This window comes from Oceanicola sp. D3, assembly GCF_006351965.1.
In the GTDB taxonomy this organism is placed as follows: domain Bacteria; phylum Pseudomonadota; class Alphaproteobacteria; order Rhodobacterales; family Rhodobacteraceae; genus Vannielia.
On record NZ_CP040932.1, the window covers coordinates 2196048 to 2213023 of the forward strand.

The following is a 16976-nucleotide window of genomic DNA, read 5'->3' on the forward strand; positions in this document are numbered from 1 at the left end:
AGGGGCAGAGCATGGGCATGGCGCAACACGGCACGGTTGAAGCATTTTTCGAGGCGGCACCGGCGGATAGTGGCGCCTGCCTTTCGGAATGGCTGGCTGCCCAATCCCAGGAAGTCTGGGCCCATGTGATCCGAGGGCTGGAGCGCCAAGGCGGAACGCCGGAGGCGCGGGCGCTGGAGTGGATGGTGGGGCGTAGGGAACTTGACCGCTCCAATGCGGTGCGGCTGTTTTGGAGCCTTTTCAACGCAGAGGTCTGGATGGGCACGCGCGAGGATGAGCGGCTGGCGGCGGTTATGACACGGCTGGTGGAGCGCTTTGAGGCCGGGTTTTACACGGTTCAGGCGCTGGAAGTGACGCGGGCGGAGGCCTTTTGTTTTCGACACCGGCTGCGCCGGGTGGTGCGGCGGGCGCGGTTTGAGGGATGGGATGAAGGCGGTGCGCTGTTTGTCATCCCCAATGCCTTCGTGCGACCGATGCCGGGCCTGCCGGTGGGCGAAGCGCCGGGGCTGCATCCCTCGCGCAGCCTTACGGGTGAGGCGCGGCGGGCGGCCGAGGGGCTGGGCGCCGGGTTGATGGTGGCCGGGCGCGGTGTGATGGCCGCGCGGCGACGCGAGGCTTTGCGGGGCTGGTGCAAGCTGAGGGTGCTACAGGGCGCGGCGCTGGCGGGGTTGGTTGTTGCGGGGGCCGGAAGCTGGGCGTTTTTGAACCACGACATGCGGATGATGCTGGCGATGGTGGGATATTGACCGCGGTCACCTTTAGCCGCAGCAGTTAACCACTCCCCTAAAAACGAAAAAGGCCGCCCCGGATGGAGCGGCCTTTTCTGTTCTTTGCCTGTTGGTCTCAGGCGTTTTCTTCGTCGTCCCCGGCGGTGTCTTCAACCGCTTCGGCAGCGGGGGAAGGCTCGTCGCCAAAGTCTTCGTTGGCGGCTTGGCCGATGTCGTCGAAGAGTTCGGAGATTTCGAACTCGGCAGCGGCTTCTTCCTCGGCGGCGAGATCCTGAATGGATTTGCCGGAGGCCTGAAGCTCGGCCTCTTCGTTGGAACGGGCCACGTTGAGCGAGATCGTGGCTTCGACCTCTGGGTGCAGCTGAATGTGCACGTCGTGCAGGCCCAGCTCCTTGATCGGTGCGGCGAGCGCGATCTGGCGCTTGTCGACCGAGAAGCCCTCGGCGGTTGCAGCATCGGCGGCGTCACGGGGGGTGACGGAGCCGTAGAGCGAACCGGAGTCGGAGGCCTGACGAATCACGATGAAGGTCTGGCCGTCGAGCTTGGCGGCGAGGCTGTCTGCCTCTTTCTTGGTTTCGAGGTTGCGGGCCTCAAGCTGTGCCTTCTCGGTTTCGAAACGAGCGATGTTGTCGTCGTTGGCACGCAGCGCTTTGCCCTGCGGGAGCAGGTAGTTGCGGGCGTAGCCTTCTTTGACGTTCACCACTTCGCCCATTTGGCCGAGCTTGGCGACGCGTTCGAGCAGGATGATTTCCATGGATATCTCTCCTTACTTAACGGCGTAGGGCAGCAGGGCGAGGAAGCGGGCGCGCTTGATGGCGCGAGCGAGTTCACGCTGCTTCTTGGCCGAGACTGCGGTGATGCGGGAGGGCACGATCTTGCCACGCTCAGAGATGTAGCGCTGAAGCAGACGGGTGTCCTTGTAGTCGATGGCGGGCGCGTTCTCACCGGAGAACGGGCAGACCTTGCGACGGCGGAAAAACGGTTTGGTAGCCATAGCTTACTGTCCTTTTCTCAGGTTTCGATCAACGGCGCTCGCGGCGCGGTTCGCGCTCGTCGCGCTTTTGCATCTGCACGGAGGGGCCTTCGGCGTGCTCATCGACCTTGATGGTCAGAACGCGCATCACGTCGTCGTGCAGGCGCATCAGGCGCTCCATTTCCTGCACGGCAGGCGCGGGGGCCTCGGTGCGCAGGAAGGCGTAGTGCCCCTTGCGGTTCTTGTTGATCTTGTAGGCCATGGTCTTCACGCCCCAGTACTCATGTTCGACGACCTTGCCGCCATTGTCACCGAGAACGGAGGAGAAGTGTTCGATCAGGCCCTCGGCCTGGGCGCCGGACAGATCCTGGCGCGAAATGAAAACATGCTCGTAGAGCGGCATGCGGCAGTTCCTTTTGTTTCGAGCGGGCTTCAAAGCCTGGGCGAGGTCTCTTCGCGGCCCCGGCACGAGTGGCTCCGCTGTGAATAAGTGTGCGAAGAGATGCGGCCTTATACGCGAGGCGGCGCATGATGCAACCCCGGCTGGGCGCAGGGGGCTGTTGCTCAAAGGACTCGCGTGGAAACGAAGCCGGGGGCGCGCGTTCATTTTGCCTTAAATCCGGCAGGTTAAGCGGCAAGATGGGCGCGAGAGCAGAGCTGACGACACAATAAGCGAGAGGATAATCTGGCGATGGCGTCTATTGAAATGCACAAGAGTGATGTGCGGGCTGCCTTGCAGTCTGCGGTGACCGGATTGCGCACCACCGAGCGCGCGGGCGGCTATGTGCTGTCGGAAGACGGTGAGATTGTGGCCTCGCGGGTGATGGGGCGGCTGATTGGTGTCAGCTTCATTCTGGCCGGGCTGGGCTTGCTGGCGTTGCCGGTGGTTGCAGGGGCGATCGGCAAGGCGATTGTGGGTGTGGCTCTGGTTGCGGGCGGCGGCTTTTTGGCCACCCGTTCTGGCAAGACACCGAGGGGCGAGCTTGAGGTGGACCTTGAGAAGGGCCTGCTGCGCAAGCGTGAGCTGACCACGGATGGCGGCACCCGGCTTGTGGCGCAGTGGAGCTTTGACGAGATCTCGGGGCTCGATCTGGACAGTGAGGCCGGGCGGGGCGTGCTGATTTTGGAGACGGGCAAGCGGCGCGGCACTGTGCTGCGCGGTGCGCCGGATGCGCTGCGGCATGCCGCGCAACGGATTGGGGCTGACCTGCTGCGGAGCCGGGCCGAGGGCTGAGAGGCTTTGATCACGCGCACATGATGCGCGATTTACAACAGCTGTTGTGCGGTGGCGCGCGTTGCATTCTGCAGCGCGGCGTCTGATGTCTCGGGGGAACACCCATTTACCCGAGAGGACCACAACGTGTTGAAATCCCACTTCCTTGGCGCTGCAATCGCCATTGCCGCCACCCCTGTTTTTGCTGAAGCAGAGAAATACGCGCTGGACGCCAGCCACAGCCAGATCGTCTTCAGCTACGATCACTTCGGCTTTTCCACCACCACCTCGATGTTCTCCGGCTTTGACGGTGAGATCATGTGGGACAAGGAAGACCCGGCAGCCTCCAGCGTGACCGTGACCTTCCCCGAAGCCAGCCTCATCACCGGCTGGGACGAGCGCACGCAGCACCTGATGGGCGGCGACTTCTTTGGGGCCGATGAGGGCGAAGATGTGAGCTTTGCCTCCACCTCGATCGAAGTGACCGGCGATGACACTGCGCTGATCACCGGCGATCTGACGATCAACGGCGTGACCAAGGAAGTGGTGCTGGATGCCAAGCTGAACGGTCAGACCGACAGCCACCCGATGGCCGGTGTGCCTTGGGCCGGTTTCAGCGCCACCACCACGCTGACCCGCAGCGACTTCAACCTTGGTGCCTTCGCGCCGATGGTGAGCGACGAGGTTGCGGTGGAGATTTCGGTGGAAGCCGGCAAGGCCGAGTAAGCCTGCACACGCGTTTGAAAAGAGAGGGCCGCCGGGGTGATCCGGCGGCCCTTTTTTGTTGCTGGTGACGGGGGGAAACGCGCCTTACCGGGTGGCGGTGATCTCGATGGAGATCTCGACCGGGAAGGCGAGGGAGCCTTCGTCTGTCATGCTGTCACCGATGTGGAAGGTGCGGCGATCGACGGTGGTGGTGCCGGAGGCGGTGGCTGTGTTGCCGTCGATGGTGAGGGTGAAGGGGAGCGGCACCTCGGCGCTGTGGCCCTTGATCGAGAGCGTGCCGTCAAGGCGCAGGTTGCCATCTTCGCCTGCGATGATCGGGCCGCTGTAGGTGGCCGTGGGGTGCTCGGCGCTGTCGAAATAGTCCGGACCTTGGGCCTGCGCCGCGACGGACCCGAGGACGAGCGTGGCGATGTTTATCTCGAGGGAGGCCTCGCCCTTGGTGGGGCCGGTGGCTTCGGGGTTGTAGCTGATGGCGGCTGTGAACTCAGGGAAGGTGCCGCTGACGGCTTGGCCCATTTGCTGGATGGTCAGGCCGATGGTGCCGCTTTCGACCGTCCAGACCGGGGCTTCACCGGTGGGCTCGGTGGTTCGCGCCGTTTGAGCAGGTGCCTCGGCGCTTTCGGCAGCCTCGGCGGAGGTTTCCGTGGTGGCGGCGGCCTCTTCGCCTGCGATGAAGGGGAAGGCGAGGGCGATGGCCAAGGCGCCGGTGGCGATGACCGCCGGGGCGGGTCCGTGGCCTTTGGTGGCGGGCGGTGTTGGCGGTGCTTTCTTGGTGAACCACATGCGAGACATGATGCCGTCCCGATCTATCAGCGCGTGCTTTAGCGCGCCTGCGACGTGGAGCCCGACAGCGCCGAGGATGACCCAGGTGAGGGCAACGTGCATATGGGCGAAGGCCACCGCAAGGTCGACGTCTTTGGGAATGAACGGCAGGCCTTGGCCGAAGGGCCAGAGAATGGGGGCGTAGCCGGTGGAGGCGGCGTGCTCGATCCAGCCGGTGACGGGCAGGGCGATGATGGAGCCGTAGAGCACCCAGTGAACAACCTCTGCGGCGAGGCTCTCCACCCGGTTTTCGCCGTTGAGCAGGCGGGGGTGGGTTTGGGTGAGGGCCCAGATCACACGCAGGATGGCGACAGCGAAGAGGATCACGCCGAAGGTTTTGTGCAGCGAGAACAGGAGCCACTTGGTGTCGAAGGCAGCCTGGGTATCATAGGGCCACCAATTGGCGAACCATCCGAGCGGCCAGAGGGTGAGAATGAGCAGCACGGTGAGCCAGTGAAAGGACTTGGCGACAGTGCCATAGCGGGTTTGGGTATTGGCGAGCGACATGAAAAACTCCGGTTGTTGGGCGCAAGATACCCTTGTGCGCAACCGCGGAGTAGTGGGAGCATGCGCGTATGACTTGTGCAAATACTCACCGAATAAATCGCAGGCATGGGACGTAAGCCCTCTGGCGCGGGGCGCACTTGTGGCACCATGCGCGACACGCTAGGACGGGCAGCAACTTACAGGAGGGGGCCATGAGAGCATTCGTATTTCCCGGGCAGGGGGCTCAGGTGATCGGGATGGGCAAGGCGCTGGCCGATGCTTATCCGGAGGCGGCGGCGGCTTTTGAAGAGGTCGACGAGGCGCTCGGAGAGAAGCTGAGTGCGCTAATCTGGGAGGGCGAGGCGGAAGAGCTGACGCTGACGGCCAATGCCCAGCCCGCGCTGATGGCAACCTCGATGGCGGCGATGCGGGCGCTGGAGGCCGAAGGCGTGGACGTGACGGTGGCCAAGTTCGTGGCCGGTCACTCCTTGGGCGAATATTCGGCGCTCTGCGCGGCGGGCACCCTGAGCCTTGCAGATACCGCGCGGCTGCTGCGCAAGCGCGGCGCGGCGATGCAGGCGGCGGTTCCGGTGGGGGAAGGCGCGATGGCTGCGATCCTCGGGCTGGATTTTGACGCGGTTGTCGCGGTGGCCAAGGATGCTGCCGAGAATGGCATTTGTCAGGCGGCGAATGACAATGACCCATCGCAGGTGGTGATTTCGGGCAGCAAGCATTGCGTGGAAGCGGCCTGCGACATTGCCAAGGAGCGCGGCGCAAAGCGGGCGATGCTGTTGCCGGTTTCGGCACCGTTCCACTGCGAGCTGATGGGGCCTGCGGCCGAGGCGATGGCGGTGGCGCTCTCTGAGGTGGATATGAAGAACCCCAAGGTGCCGCTGGTGACCAATGTGCTGGCCCATGCCACGAGCAACCCCACCACGATCCGCTCGCTGTTGGTGGAGCAGGTCACAGGCCGGGTGCGCTGGCGGGAATCTGTGCAATTCATGGCCCATGAGGGCGTGACGGAGATCTGGGAGATCGGGGCGGGCAAGGCGCTGAGCGGCATGATCCGTCGGATCGACAAAGAGGTGGCGACCCGTGCGGTGGGCTCGCCTGACGATGTAAAGGCGGCCGTAGCGTCGCTGAACGAGGAGTGAGCGAGAGATGTTTGATCTGACGGGCAAATGCGCCCTTGTGACGGGCGCGAGCGGAGGGATTGGCGGCGAGATTGCCAAGGCGCTGCATGGTGCGGGCGCGACCGTGGGGCTGAGCGGCACCCGCGAGGAGCCGCTGAAGGCGCTGGCCGCCGAGTTGGGCGAACGCGCCCATGTGCTGCCCTGCAACCTTGGCGATGCAGATGCGGTCAACGCCCTGCCCAAGCAGGCGATCGAAGCGATGGGCAGCTTGGATATTCTGGTCAACAACGCCGGTGTCACCCGCGACAACATCTTCATGCGGATGAGCGAAGAGGAATGGGCACAGGTGATCGAGGTGAACCTCACCGCGGCCTTCCGGCTCTGCAAGGGTGTGCTGCGCGGCATGATGAAGAGCCGCTGGGGGCGGATCATCAACGTGTCTTCGGTGGTGGGGGCCACGGGCAACCCGGGGCAGGCCAATTACGCCGCCTCCAAGGCCGGGCTTGTGGGCATGTCCAAGAGCTTGGCCTATGAGGTTGCCAGCCGGAACATCACCGTGAACTGCATCGCGCCGGGGTTCATCACCACCGCGATGACAGACAAGCTGAACGACGATCAGAAGGAGGGGATCATGAAGCAGATCCCCGCCGGTCGGATGGGCGATGCTGGCGAGATCGCCGCCGCCGCCCTATATCTGGCAAGTGACGAGGCCGGATACACCACCGGAACCACCTTGCACGTCAATGGCGGCATGGCCATGATCTGACGGCGGAGGGCCTGGTTTGGCCCCTCGCGAAAGCGTTTGCGTCCGTCTGAGAACATGCTATAGGCGGCGCACATTTCGAGCGGTCTGTCGATAATGACAGGTCAGCAGGCAGGGCCCGGCGGCACGAGAGAGCCAATGGGGCAAGGGACACGGACGGGGCGGAAGCTCCTGGAAACAGACGGAGATTTTTCATGAGCGATATCGCTGATCGGGTCAAAAAGATTGTGGTGGAACACCTCAGCGTCGAAGAGTCGAAAGTGACCGAGAACGCCTCGTTCATCGACGACCTGGGCGCCGACTCCCTCGACACTGTCGAGCTGGTCATGGCCTTCGAAGAAGAGTTCGGCATCGAGATTCCGGACGACGCAGCCGAGACCATCCAGACCTTCGGCGATGCGGTGAAGTTCATTTCCGAAGCTGCCTGAAGCCTCGGAAACCGCATAGACGGATTTTTGAAAGCGGCGTCCTTCGGGGCGCCGTTTTTGCGTTTGTCGCGGTGATGGCCGGGATTAGGGCTGGGCGGTGGCTGGCACCTCTGCGGTAACGCGAGGTTTGGGGCTGGCCTTGGCAAATACCTGTGATGAGGGCGGTTTGCCGCGCGGCGGCATGGATCGTGCCTTGCCGCGCCAGTGCAAATCCGTGTATTTGGAGCACCAGAAAAGAGCTTGAATGGGGGCCGAGCAGATGGCTGACAGCACGCGGCGTGTCGTGATTACCGGGTTGGGGATGGTTACTCCGCTGGCCTGTGGTGTTGAAGAGACGTGGAGCCGGATTTTGGCGGGCCAGTCCGGGGCGGGTACGATCACCCGTTTTGACGCCTCGCACCTTGCCACCACCTATGCCTGCGAGATCCCGATGGGCGATGGCTCGGATGGCAGCTTCAACGCTGATGACTGGATGGCGCCGAAGGACCGCCGGAAGGTGGATGACTTCATTCTCTACGGCGTTGCTGCCGCGATTCAGGCGGTTGAGGATGCAGGCTGGACGCCCGAGGACGAAGAGAGCCTGCTGCGCACTGGCGTGATGATTGGCTCCGGCATTGGCGGGCTGAACTCGATTGCCGATACCGCCGTGCTCCTCAAGGAGCGCGGGCCGCGGCGGGTGAGCCCGTTCTTCATTCCGGGCGCGCTGATCAACTTGGTGAGCGGGCAGGTGAGCATCAAATACGGGTTCAAGGGGCCGAACCACGCTGTGGTGACGGCCTGCTCCACGGGTGCTCATGCGATTGGCGATGCCGCGCGGCTGATTCAGTGGGGCGATGCCGATGTGATGGTGGCGGGCGGCACCGAGAGTCCGATCAGCGAGATCGGGATTGCCGGGTTCAACGCCTGCAAGGCGCTTTCCACCAAGCGGGGCGATAGCCCAGAGACGGCGAGCCGCCCCTATGACGAGGACCGTGACGGGTTTGTCATGGGTGAGGGTGCTGGCATCGTTGTGCTGGAAGAATACGAGCACGCCAAGGCGCGGGGCGCGAAGATCTATGCCGAGGTGATCGGCTATGGCCTGAGCGGCGATGCCTATCATATCACCGCCCCGAGCGAGGATGGCGAAGGCGGCTATCGGGCGATGGAAGCGGCGATCAACCGGGCCGGGATCAGCCCGGCGGAGATTGACTACATCAACGCGCACGGCACCTCGACCATGGCCGACACCATTGAACTTGGCGCGGTGGAGCGGATGATGGGCGATGCTGCGAGCAAGGCGACCATGTCATCCACCAAATCCGCGATCGGCCACCTGCTGGGAGCGGCGGGCTCGGTGGAGGCGATCTTTGCGACGCTGGCGATCCGCGATCAGGTGGCGCCGCCGACGATCAACCTCGACAACCCTGCGGTGACGCCCAAGCTGAACCTCGCGGCCAATGCCAAGCATGAGCGCGAAATCGACGTGGCGCTCTCTAACAGCTTTGGTTTTGGCGGCACCAACGCCTGCCTTATCCTGCGGAAAGTTAACGACTGATGTGGCGTTCATTGGCCTCCAATGGCCTGACAATCATCATCGTCTTGATGATCGGTCTCGCCGTGGGCGTGACCTGGGCTCAGAAGCAATACACCGGCCCCGGCCCGTTGGCAGAGGCGATCTGTTTGCAGGTCCGGCCCGGCTCGAACATGGGCGCGGTCAGTGACGAGCTTGTGGAGCGCGGCGCTGTCAGCAATGGCATGATCTTTCGGATGGGTGCGGAATATACCGACCGGACGCAACTGCTGAAGGCGGGCTCTTTCCTCGTGCCGGAGGCCTCCTCGATGCAGGAGATCGTCGAGAGCATCACCACGGCGGGCCGCAGCACCTGCGGGACCGAGGTGAACTATCGCATTGGCGTGTTGCGGGCCGAGCTGGTGATGCGCGAGCTGGACCCGGCGACGCAGGAATACGTTGATGTGGCCAAGTACAACCCCGCCGAAGAGGAAGCCCCTGCCGAATACGTAGAGGGCAGCGCTGGCGCCGATGTGCGGTTTCGGGTGACGCTGGCCGAGGGGGTGACGAGCTGGCAGGTGGTTGAGAGCCTGAAGGTCTGGGGCTTCATGGAGGGCGAAACCGAAGTGCCCGCCGAGGGCAGCCTTGCGCCAGACAGCTACGAGGTGCGGCGGGGGTCTGACATGGCCGCGCTGATCGAGCGGATGCAGACGGCGCAGCAGTCGATCCTTGCAGAAGCGTGGGCGGAGCGGGCGGAGGGCTTGCCCTATGACAGCCCGGAAGAGGCGCTGATTATGGCCTCGATCGTCGAGAAGGAGACCGGGGTTTCGGAGGAGCGGGGGCAGGTTGCCAGCGTTTTCGTCAACCGGCTTGAGCGGGGCATGAAACTGCAGACGGACCCGACGGTGATTTATGGTGTGACGCAGGGCCGGGGCGCGTTGGGCCGGGGCCTGCGGCAGAGCGAACTGCGGGCGCGGACGGATTACAACACCTATGTGATTGACGGGTTGCCGCCGACACCGATTGCAAACCCGGGCCGGGCGAGCATTGAGGCGGCGCTGAACCCGGATACCACGCCCTACATCTTTTTCGTGGCCGATGGCACCGGCGGCCACGCTTTTGCCGAGACGCTGGAAGAGCACAACGAGAACGTCGCCCGCTGGCGCGAAATCGAGGCGGAGCGGGCCGAGGGCAACAATTAGGACCGGCTGCTGAGGCCTTCTGGGGCACGGGAAAATGCTTACATAAAGAGAGGTCCGGCGGTTGCCGGGCCCTCTAGCCCCAAAGGGGATGGTTAAGAAACCCCTAACGAAACAACCGCTTAGCCCGCGCAACTCGCCGAATTGGCTTGACTCTGCGAACGGTCTCCTCTATAGGTTGTGACACGATGAGAGAGGTGGGCGCGGCAACCCTTGTGGGGGTGGGCCGCTTTTTTATTGCCGGTTACGCAGGACACCGGCCTCTAGCGAGACATGACCATGGATGATCGACCCGACCGCGAGGGCGGGGCCGCAGGCGGCATGCTTCCTGCGGCGGAGCAGCTTTTGGCCGACGGCGCGGGGGCGCTGGTGGCGAGCATCGCGCGCAAGGGCGGAGGCACGTCACGGCGCGCCAGAAGCGGGCTGGCGGAAATCCGTCAGCTTCGCCGGGTGCTTCTGGCGGCCTATCAGGAGAGAGAACTTGTTGAGGAACACCAGACCCGAGGCGGCGACAGCCGCGCCAGCGGGCGATCCGGCAATGGAGCGCCCGATGGAGACAAGTCAGACGGCGTGCTCGACCTCGACGCCGCAAGGGATGAGATCGGGCGCCGCCTGGCTCGCCTCCGCGCCGCAGGCGATGCAGGAGAGCTTTCTGGAGAGCCTGAGCCCTGAGGCGCTGGCGGCCCTGCCGTGGCTCTTTGAGTTTTGGGCGTTGCCACATCAGCTGCCGCCCGAGGGCGACTGGCGGGCGTGGGTGATCCTCGGTGGTCGCGGGGCAGGCAAGACGCGGGCGGGCGCGGAGTGGGTGCGCGCGCAGGTGGAGGGCTCTGGCCCGTTTGACGAGGGGCGATGCCGCCGGATGGCGCTGGTGGGCGAGACCATCGACCAGGCCCGCGAGGTGATGGTGTTTGGCGAGAGCGGCATTTTGGCCTGCTCGCCCCCTGACCGGCGCCCTGAGTGGAAGGCCGGGCGAAAGCAGTTGGAGTGGCCCAACGGCGCGGTGGCGCAGCTTTTCTCGGCCCATGATCCGGAGGCGCTGCGGGGGCCGCAGTTTGACGGGGCGTGGGTGGATGAGCTGGCGAAGTGGAAGAAGGCGCAGGAGGCGTGGGACATGCTCCAGTTCGGCCTTCGGCTGGGCGACAGCCCCCGGATGTGCGTGACGACGACGCCGCGCAAGCAGGCGTTGCTGCGAGACCTGCTGGAGCGGCAGAGCACGGTTGTGACCCGTGCGGGCACGGAAGCGAACCGAGCCTGGCTTGCCCCGGCCTTCCTTGAAGAGGTCAGGGCGCGGTACGGCGGCACCCGGCTGGGCCGGCAGGAGCTGGATGGCGTGATGCTGGATGACGTTGAGGGCGCGTTGTGGCGGCATGAGGCGCTTGAGGCGGCGCGGCTGGGCGAGGTGCCCGAGCTTGACCGGATCGTGGTGGCGGTGGACCCGCCGGTGACCGGGCATAAGGGATCGGACGCCTGCGGAATTATCGTCGCCGGGCTGGAAGCGGCTGGCTCGGAGCCCAAGGACTGGCGGGCGGTGGTGCTGGAGGATGCCTCGGTGCAGGCCGCGTCGCCGCTGGACTGGGCCGGCGCCGCGCTGAGGGCCGCCGAGCGCTATGGCGCGGATAGGGTGGTGGCCGAGGTGAACCAGGGCGGCGACCTTGTTGAAACGCTGATGCGGCAGATTGATCCGACGGTGGCCTTCCGCGCAGTGCGGGCCTCGCGCGGGAAGGCGGCGCGGGCCGAGCCGGTGGCGGCGCTTTATGAGCAGGGGCGGGTGCGGCATGTGGCCGGGCTGACCGAGTTGGAAGACGAGATGGGCCGAATGACGGCGCAGGGCTATCAGGGCAGCGGCTCGCCGGACCGGGTGGATGCGCTTGTTTGGGCGCTGACCGAGCTGATCCTCGACCCGGCGGCCACATGGCGGCGGCCAAAGATGCGGAGCCTCTAGGCGGGGCGGATGGTGGGCAGATTGCCCACCCTACGGACAATCGAAAAGGAGAGACGGATGGTCTTCGACTTCCTCAAGCGGGAGCCGGGCGGCAGCGCTGTGCCCGAGCAAAAGGCATCGGCGACCGGCCCGGTGATTGCCTACCACGGCGCGGGCCGGGTGGCGTGGAGCCCGCGCGACACGGTTTCGCTCACCAAGACGGGGTTCACTGGCAATCCGGTGGGGTTCCGGGCGGTGAAACTGATTGCCGAGGCGGCCACGGCGGTGCCGCTCATCTGCCAGGACGCGGAGCGGCGCTACGAGACGCATCCGGTGGCCGACCTGCTGCGGCGGCCCAACCCGGCGCAGGGGCGGGCGGAACTGCTGGAGGCGCTTTACGGGCAGCTGCTTCTTTCGGGCAATGGCTATGTGGAGGCGGTTGCGGGCGATGCCGGGTTGCCGGTGGAGCTGCATGTGCTGCGCAGTGACCGCATGAGCGTGGTGCCCGGCAGCGATGGGTGGCCGGTGGCCTATGAATACGCGGTGGCCGGGCGGAAACACCGCTTTGATGTGAGCGGAGAGGCGAAGCCGGTTTGCCATATCAAGGCGTTCCATCCGCAGGATGACCATTACGGCCTTTCACCGCTCAAGGCTGCCGCCAATGCGCTGGATGTGCACAACGCGGCATCGAAGTGGTCCAAGGGGCTGCTCGACAATGCGGCGCGGCCTTCGGGGGCGATTGTTTATCGTGGGGCGGATGGCAGCGGGCAACTGAGCGGCGACCAATACGACCGGTTGATTGACGAGATGGCCGCGCACCATCAGGGCGCCGCCAATGCGGGCCGCCCGATGCTGCTGGAAGGTGGGCTGGACTGGAAGCCGATGGGCTTCTCGCCCTCGGATATGGAGTTTCAGAAGACCAAGGAAGCGGCGGCGCGGGAGATTGCCACGGCGTTTGGGGTGCCGCCGATGATGCTCGGGATCCCGGGCGAGGCGACCTATGCCAATTACCAGGAGGCCAACCGCGCCTTCTATCGGCTCACCGTGCTGCCTCTGGTGGCGAAGGTGGCCGGTGCGCTGGGGGATTGGCTCTCGGGCCTTGCGAATGCGGCGGTGGATCTGAAGCCGGATCTCGACGGGGTGCCTGCACTGGCCGCCGAGCGCGAGGCGCAGTGGCGGCGGGTGAGCGATGCGGCGTTTCTGACAGCGGCGGAAAAGCGGGCCTTGCTTGGGCTTCCGCCGGTGGAGGCGGGCGATGAGTAACGGAGAAAGGCAAGTGATGGCAAAGGATTACGGGCCGCAGCTGGAGCATAAATTCTGTGCGCCGGAGGCCAAACTGGCGGTGGACGACAGCTTTGAGATTGCGGGCTATGCCTCGCTTTTCGGCGCTGCGGATCAGGGCGGGGATGTGGTCGTGTCGGGAGCCTATGGGCGCTCGCTCAAGGCGCTCGCCGCCAACGGCCAAGCGGTCAAGATGCTTTGGCAGCATGACCCTTGCGAGCCGATCGGGATTTGGGATGAGGTGCGCGAGGATCGGCGGGGCCTTTATGTAAAGGGGCGCCTGCTGAAGGACGTGGCGCGCGCGCGGGAGGCGGCGGCGCTGATCAATGCGGGGGCCATCGACGGGCTCTCCATTGGCTATCGCACCAAGCGGGCGGAAAAGGACACGCAGGGGCGCAGGCTGCTGCACGATCTGGAGCTTTGGGAGGTGTCGCTTGTGACCTTCCCGATGCTTCGCGAGGCGCGGCTTTCGGGGGCCAAGGGCGATGAGATGACGCCCGAGGCTGACGAAGGCTGGCAAGAGCTGGCGGAGGCGCTCCGCGCGGCTCGCCGGGCGCTGGCGGGCTGAGGCCGGCCTGAACCTTCGGAGGCCGCAGGGCTTTCGACCAATCTCAAGAAAGGAAGGGTTGCCATGAGCACTCCCGAGACTGGGTCCGGGGGCGGGCGGAGCGTGCCCGAAACCAAGACCCGAAAGCAGGCAACGCCGGTGGCTGAAGTGGCCTCGGCACTCACGGAATTTCTGGGCGAATTCAAATCGTTCCAGAACGACCTCGATACCCGCGTTCAGAAACAGGAAGAGCGACTGACTATGCTTCACAAGAAGAACATTTCCGCCGGGCGGCCCGCCCTTGCCGCCTCCAATGAGGCCGGTGCACCGCATCAGAAAGCCTTCAATGCCTATCTGCGCAACGGCGATGACGATGGGCTGCGCGGGCTGGAGTTGGAGGGCAAGGGCCTTTCCACCGCTGTGGCTGGCGATGGTGGCTATCTGGTGGATCCGCAGACGTCGGACACGATCAAGACCGTTCTGTCCAGCACGGCGAGCCTGCGGGCGGTTGCCAATGTGGTCACTGTCGAGGCGACCTCGTTTGACGTGCTGATCGACCGGGCCGACCTTGGCGCGGGCTGGGCCACCGAGACGGGGGCCAGCGTGGAGACCGATACGCCGCAGATCGAGCGCATCACCATTCCGCTCCACGAGCTTTCGGCCCTGCCCAAGGCGAGCCAGCGGCTTCTGGACGACTCGGCCTTCGATATCGACGGTTGGCTGGCGGACCGGATTGCCAAGAAGTTTGCCCGGGCTGAAGCCGCGTCTTTCATCAACGGGGATGGCAGCGACAAGCCGACCGGTATTCTGGAGCACACCATCGTGGCTGAGGGCACCCAGACCTGGGGTGAGCTGGGCTATATCGCGACCGGGGCGGATGGCGACATTGGCGACACCGACGGGCTTGTTGATCTGGTCTATTCGCTCGGGGCGGAATACCGCGCCAATGCGACCTTCGTGATGAACTCGAAGACCGCCGGGTCGATCCGCAAGCTGAAGGATGCGGACGGGCGCTTTATGTGGTCGGACGGGCTGGCGGCCGGTGAGCCGGCGCGGCTGCTGGGCTACCCGGTGCTGATTGCCGAGGACATGCCCGACATCGCCACCGATGCCCATGCCATCGCCTTTGGCGACTTTCAGGCCGGCTACACCATTGCCGAGCGCCCCGATCTGCGGGTGCTGCGGGATCCGTTCTCGGCCAAGCCGCATGTGTTGTTCTACGCGACCAAGCGCGTCGGCGGGGACGTGAGTGACTTCGAGGCGATCAAGCTCCTGAAGTTCTCGGCCTCCTAAGGGCCGGGGAAGGCCCGGGTGGCGCGGCTGCGCTGCCCGGGACGCGACACGGGCGTGCGCCGGGGCGGTCGGGTTTCCGGGCGCGCCATGCGGTGCCGATGCTGCTCCCCTCCGTCCGGGTGGCGCATGGGGCGTGCGCCCGTGGCCACCCGCGAGGTGCGGGGGAGGGCTGAGTGATTTCGGGAGACAGACACATGATATTGACCGAGCTGACCTCGGTGCAGGCGGCGGCGCTGCCGGTGACCGAGTTCAAGGCGCATCTGCGCATGGGCACCGGCTTTTCTGACGAGGGTGCGGAGGATGGGCTGCTTGAGTCGCTCCTGCGTGCGGCCCTTGCGGCGGTGGAGGCCTGGACTGGCAAGGTATTGCTGGAGCGGGATTTTCGATGGGTGCTCGCCCATTGGCGGGGCGATGACACGATGGCGCTGCCGGTGGCCCCGGTCAGCGGCATCACGGCGGTTAAGACCGTCGATCTGCTGGATTGGGAGAGCGTTGTTGAGCCGGGAAAATACCGGCTTGAACCCGATACCCATCGCCCGCTGATCCGGGCGACAGGCACGGCTTTTCCTTCGGTGCCGAAGGGCGGGAAGATCGTGATTGAGTTCGATGCGGGGTTTGGCCCGGCGTGGAGCGATATCCCCGCCGATCTGGGGCAGGCGGTGCTCCTGCTGGCCGGGCACTACTACGACTATCGCCATGAGGCGCGGCCGGGGGAAGGGGTGATCCCTTACGGGGTGTCTGCGCTGATCGAGCGTTGGCGCTCCATTCGGATCACCGGGGGGCGGACATGAAACGGCCCCCCGCGCTGAACCGCAAGCTGGTGCTGGAAGCCCCCGAGCGGATGCCGGACGGGCTGGGCGGCTGGAGCCAGACATGGGCCGAGTTGGGCCAGCTATGGGCTGAGGTCAAGTCGGGCAGCGGATGGGAGAAGGCGGATGAATTTCTGACGGTTTCATCCGTGCCCTACCGCATCACCGTGCGCGCGGCGCCGCCCGGCGCGACGAGCCGCCCGAAACCTGAGCAGCGGTTCAGGGATGGGCAGAGGATTTATCGGATCTTGGCGGTGGCCGAGCGCGATGAGTTTGGCCGCTATCTGACCTGCTACGCGCGTGAGGAGGTTTCGGCATGAGTTATGGAGCCTCTGCGGCGCTTCAGGCCGCGGTTTATCAGCATATTCAGGCCGATCCCGGTGTGGCGGCCCTTGTGGGCAGCGACATCTACGATGCGGCCCCGCCCGGCACGCCACCGGGCACCTATGTGAGCCTCGGGCCGGAAGAGGTGCTCTCGCGTTGCGACTGCACGGGGGAGGCGGCGCTGCATCGGTTTACGGTGAGCGTTGTCACGGATGCGGCAGGGTTTGGCAGCGCCAAGCAGATTGCCGGGGCGATCAGTGATGCGCTGCTCGACGCCGAGCTTTCGCTCAGCCGGGGCACTTTGGTGAGCCTGAAATTTGAACGTGCTCGCGCCCGCAGGGTGGGCGAGGGCGACCAACGTCGGATTGATCTGCGCTTTGCGGCGTGGATCGACGACTGACCTCTCATCCTGAAGGAGAACGCAAATGGTTGCCCAGAACGGCAAAGACCTTTTGATCAAGATGGACATGACCGGCAGCGGGCTGTTCGAAACCGTGGCCGGCCTGCGGGCGACGCGGGTGAGCTTTAACGCGGAGAGTGTGGATGTCACCAGCCTTGAGAGCCAGGGCGGTTGGCGCGAATTGCTGGCTGGTGCGGGGGTGAAGAGCGCCAATATCAGTGGCTCGGGGGTGTTTCGCGACGAGGACAGCGACGAGCGGGCGCGTCAGATCTTTTTTGACGGCGAGACGCCGGAGTTTCAGGTCATCATTCCAGATTTTGGCGTGGTGGAGGGAGCGTTTCAGATCACCAGTGTGGAATACGCGGGCAGCCACGATGGCGAGGCGACCTATGAGTTGGCGCTGGCCTCGGCGGGCGCGCTGAGCTTCACGGCGATCTGACC

21 protein-coding genes are annotated in these 16976 nt (G+C 65.0%); 17 read left to right on the plus strand and 4 right to left on the minus strand.

Annotated features, from left to right (window positions below):
- Positions 1-11 precede the first annotated feature (11 nt).
- Positions 12-746: a hypothetical protein gene (locus FHY55_RS11095; RefSeq protein WP_140014257.1), complete on the plus strand. Its 735-nt coding sequence runs from the start codon at positions 12-14 to the stop codon at positions 744-746.
- Positions 747-843: 97 nt separating this feature from the next.
- Here the strand turns inward: FHY55_RS11095 and rplI are convergent, their stop codons facing one another.
- Genes rplI through rpsF form a run of 3 tightly spaced genes read right to left on the minus strand, consistent with a single transcriptional unit; the run spans position 844 to position 2104 of the window.
- Positions 844-1482, minus strand: a complete 639-nt coding sequence (rplI, locus tag FHY55_RS11100; protein WP_140014258.1) for a 50S ribosomal protein L9 — start codon at positions 1480-1482, stop codon at positions 844-846.
- 12 nt (positions 1483-1494) lie between these two features.
- Positions 1495-1722, minus strand: coding sequence for a 30S ribosomal protein S18 (gene rpsR, locus FHY55_RS11105; protein ID WP_036700444.1), 228 nt, complete (start codon positions 1720-1722; stop codon positions 1495-1497).
- Between the two features lie 28 nt (positions 1723-1750).
- The gene (gene rpsF, locus FHY55_RS11110; protein WP_140014259.1) at positions 1751-2104 is read right to left on the minus strand and encodes a 30S ribosomal protein S6; all 354 of its coding nucleotides are present in this window, start codon (positions 2102-2104) and stop codon (positions 1751-1753) included.
- Between the two features lie 288 nt (positions 2105-2392).
- On the opposite strand from rpsF, the gene FHY55_RS11115 reads away from it, so the two are divergent.
- Positions 2393-2935, plus strand: coding sequence for a hypothetical protein (locus tag FHY55_RS11115; RefSeq protein ID WP_140014260.1), 543 nt, complete (start codon positions 2393-2395; stop codon positions 2933-2935).
- Between the two features lie 129 nt (positions 2936-3064).
- A complete protein-coding gene (locus tag FHY55_RS11120; protein WP_140016085.1) occupies positions 3065-3640 on the plus strand; it encodes a YceI family protein in 576 nt (191 codons plus the stop codon).
- Positions 3641-3724: 84 nt separating this feature from the next.
- Here FHY55_RS11120 and FHY55_RS11125 read toward each other — a convergent pair whose 3' ends face one another.
- Positions 3725-4969 carry a cytochrome b/b6 domain-containing protein gene (locus tag FHY55_RS11125; protein ID WP_140014261.1) on the minus strand — a complete coding sequence of 415 codons (1245 nt, stop codon included), beginning with the start codon at positions 4967-4969 and terminating at the stop codon, positions 3725-3727.
- 191 nt (positions 4970-5160) lie between these two features.
- Here FHY55_RS11125 and fabD point away from each other — a divergent pair, with 191 nt between their 5' ends.
- The 14 genes from fabD to FHY55_RS11195 all read left to right on the plus strand — a co-directional run bounded on the left by fabD (position 5161) and on the right by FHY55_RS11195 (position 16974).
- Positions 5161-6102 (plus strand): ACP S-malonyltransferase, encoded by a 942-nt coding sequence (gene fabD / locus FHY55_RS11130; RefSeq protein ID WP_140014262.1) that lies wholly within the window; start codon positions 5161-5163, stop codon positions 6100-6102.
- Positions 6103-6109: 7 nt separating this feature from the next.
- Complete coding sequence (gene fabG, locus FHY55_RS11135; RefSeq protein WP_140014263.1) at positions 6110-6847, plus strand: 3-oxoacyl-[acyl-carrier-protein] reductase; 738 nt, start codon at positions 6110-6112, stop codon at positions 6845-6847.
- Positions 6848-7038: 191 nt separating this feature from the next.
- Positions 7039-7272 carry an acyl carrier protein gene (locus FHY55_RS11140; RefSeq protein WP_074255369.1) on the plus strand — a complete coding sequence of 78 codons (234 nt, stop codon included), beginning with the start codon at positions 7039-7041 and terminating at the stop codon, positions 7270-7272.
- A gap of 259 nt (positions 7273-7531) precedes the next feature.
- On the plus strand, positions 7532-8806 hold the full coding sequence (fabF, locus tag FHY55_RS11145) for a beta-ketoacyl-ACP synthase II (RefSeq protein WP_140014264.1): 1275 nt from the start codon (positions 7532-7534) through the stop codon (positions 8804-8806).
- Positions 8806-9963: an endolytic transglycosylase MltG gene (gene mltG / locus FHY55_RS11150; RefSeq protein WP_140014265.1), complete on the plus strand. Its 1158-nt coding sequence runs from the start codon at positions 8806-8808 to the stop codon at positions 9961-9963. The genes fabF and mltG overlap by 1 nt, the downstream gene beginning before the upstream one ends.
- 270 nt (positions 9964-10233) lie before the next feature.
- Complete coding sequence (locus FHY55_RS11155; RefSeq protein WP_140014266.1) at positions 10234-10632, plus strand: hypothetical protein; 399 nt, start codon at positions 10234-10236, stop codon at positions 10630-10632.
- Positions 10556-11902 carry a DNA-packaging protein gene (locus FHY55_RS11160; RefSeq protein WP_140014267.1) on the plus strand — a complete coding sequence of 449 codons (1347 nt, stop codon included), beginning with the start codon at positions 10556-10558 and terminating at the stop codon, positions 11900-11902. Before FHY55_RS11155 ends, FHY55_RS11160 begins: the two co-directional genes overlap by 77 nt.
- 57 nt (positions 11903-11959) lie before the next feature.
- Complete coding sequence (locus FHY55_RS11165; RefSeq protein ID WP_140014268.1) at positions 11960-13144, plus strand: phage portal protein; 1185 nt, start codon at positions 11960-11962, stop codon at positions 13142-13144.
- Positions 13145-13160: 16 nt separating this feature from the next.
- Positions 13161-13730, plus strand: a complete 570-nt coding sequence (locus tag FHY55_RS11170; protein ID WP_140016086.1) for an HK97 family phage prohead protease — start codon at positions 13161-13163, stop codon at positions 13728-13730.
- Between the two features lie 63 nt (positions 13731-13793).
- Positions 13794-15002 (plus strand): phage major capsid protein, encoded by a 1209-nt coding sequence (locus FHY55_RS11175; RefSeq protein ID WP_140014269.1) that lies wholly within the window; start codon positions 13794-13796, stop codon positions 15000-15002.
- A 194-nt stretch (positions 15003-15196) separates the two neighbouring features.
- The gene (locus FHY55_RS11180; RefSeq protein ID WP_140014270.1) at positions 15197-15793 is read left to right on the plus strand and encodes a hypothetical protein; all 597 of its coding nucleotides are present in this window, start codon (positions 15197-15199) and stop codon (positions 15791-15793) included.
- Positions 15790-16131: a head-tail adaptor protein gene (locus FHY55_RS11185; RefSeq protein WP_140014271.1), complete on the plus strand. Its 342-nt coding sequence runs from the start codon at positions 15790-15792 to the stop codon at positions 16129-16131. Before FHY55_RS11180 ends, FHY55_RS11185 begins: the two co-directional genes overlap by 4 nt.
- A complete protein-coding gene (locus tag FHY55_RS11190; RefSeq protein ID WP_140014272.1) occupies positions 16128-16535 on the plus strand; it encodes a DUF3168 domain-containing protein in 408 nt (135 codons plus the stop codon). The genes FHY55_RS11185 and FHY55_RS11190 overlap by 4 nt, the downstream gene beginning before the upstream one ends.
- Before the next feature lie 25 nt (positions 16536-16560).
- Positions 16561-16974: a phage major tail protein, TP901-1 family gene (locus FHY55_RS11195; RefSeq protein ID WP_140014273.1), complete on the plus strand. Its 414-nt coding sequence runs from the start codon at positions 16561-16563 to the stop codon at positions 16972-16974.
- Positions 16975-16976: the final 2 nt, after the last annotated feature.

What these genes read in the sequence shown, in the direction of transcription:
- FHY55_RS11175 (WP_140014269.1), top strand. Translation starts at nt 13,794, where the DNA reads ATGAGCACTCCCGAGACTGGGTCCGGGGGCGGGCGGAGCGTGCCCGAA.
- FHY55_RS11155 (WP_140014266.1), top strand. Translation starts at nt 10,234, where the DNA reads ATGACCATGGATGATCGACCCGACCGCGAGGGCGGGGCCGCAGGCGGC.
- fabF (WP_140014264.1), top strand. Translation starts at nt 7,532, where the DNA reads ATGGCTGACAGCACGCGGCGTGTCGTGATTACCGGGTTGGGGATGGTT.
- FHY55_RS11140 (WP_074255369.1), top strand. Translation starts at nt 7,039, where the DNA reads ATGAGCGATATCGCTGATCGGGTCAAAAAGATTGTGGTGGAACACCTC.
- FHY55_RS11125 (WP_140014261.1), bottom strand. Translation starts at nt 4,969, where the DNA reads ATGTCGCTCGCCAATACCCAAACCCGCTATGGCACTGTCGCCAAGTCC.
- FHY55_RS11185 (WP_140014271.1), top strand. Translation starts at nt 15,790, where the DNA reads ATGAAACGGCCCCCCGCGCTGAACCGCAAGCTGGTGCTGGAAGCCCCC.
- FHY55_RS11095 (WP_140014257.1), top strand. Translation starts at nt 12, where the DNA reads ATGGGCATGGCGCAACACGGCACGGTTGAAGCATTTTTCGAGGCGGCA.
- FHY55_RS11165 (WP_140014268.1), top strand. Translation starts at nt 11,960, where the DNA reads ATGGTCTTCGACTTCCTCAAGCGGGAGCCGGGCGGCAGCGCTGTGCCC.
- mltG (WP_140014265.1), top strand. Translation starts at nt 8,806, where the DNA reads ATGTGGCGTTCATTGGCCTCCAATGGCCTGACAATCATCATCGTCTTG.
- FHY55_RS11180 (WP_140014270.1), top strand. Translation starts at nt 15,197, where the DNA reads ATGATATTGACCGAGCTGACCTCGGTGCAGGCGGCGGCGCTGCCGGTG.
- fabD (WP_140014262.1), top strand. Translation starts at nt 5,161, where the DNA reads ATGAGAGCATTCGTATTTCCCGGGCAGGGGGCTCAGGTGATCGGGATG.
- rpsF (WP_140014259.1), bottom strand. Translation starts at nt 2,104, where the DNA reads ATGCCGCTCTACGAGCATGTTTTCATTTCGCGCCAGGATCTGTCCGGC.
- FHY55_RS11115 (WP_140014260.1), top strand. Translation starts at nt 2,393, where the DNA reads ATGGCGTCTATTGAAATGCACAAGAGTGATGTGCGGGCTGCCTTGCAG.
- FHY55_RS11190 (WP_140014272.1), top strand. Translation starts at nt 16,128, where the DNA reads ATGAGTTATGGAGCCTCTGCGGCGCTTCAGGCCGCGGTTTATCAGCAT.
- rplI (WP_140014258.1), bottom strand. Translation starts at nt 1,482, where the DNA reads ATGGAAATCATCCTGCTCGAACGCGTCGCCAAGCTCGGCCAAATGGGC.
- fabG (WP_140014263.1), top strand. Translation starts at nt 6,110, where the DNA reads ATGTTTGATCTGACGGGCAAATGCGCCCTTGTGACGGGCGCGAGCGGA.
- FHY55_RS11160 (WP_140014267.1), top strand. Translation starts at nt 10,556, where the DNA reads ATGAGATCGGGCGCCGCCTGGCTCGCCTCCGCGCCGCAGGCGATGCAG.
- FHY55_RS11195 (WP_140014273.1), top strand. Translation starts at nt 16,561, where the DNA reads ATGGTTGCCCAGAACGGCAAAGACCTTTTGATCAAGATGGACATGACC.
- FHY55_RS11170 (WP_140016086.1), top strand. Translation starts at nt 13,161, where the DNA reads ATGGCAAAGGATTACGGGCCGCAGCTGGAGCATAAATTCTGTGCGCCG.
- rpsR (WP_036700444.1), bottom strand. Translation starts at nt 1,722, where the DNA reads ATGGCTACCAAACCGTTTTTCCGCCGTCGCAAGGTCTGCCCGTTCTCC.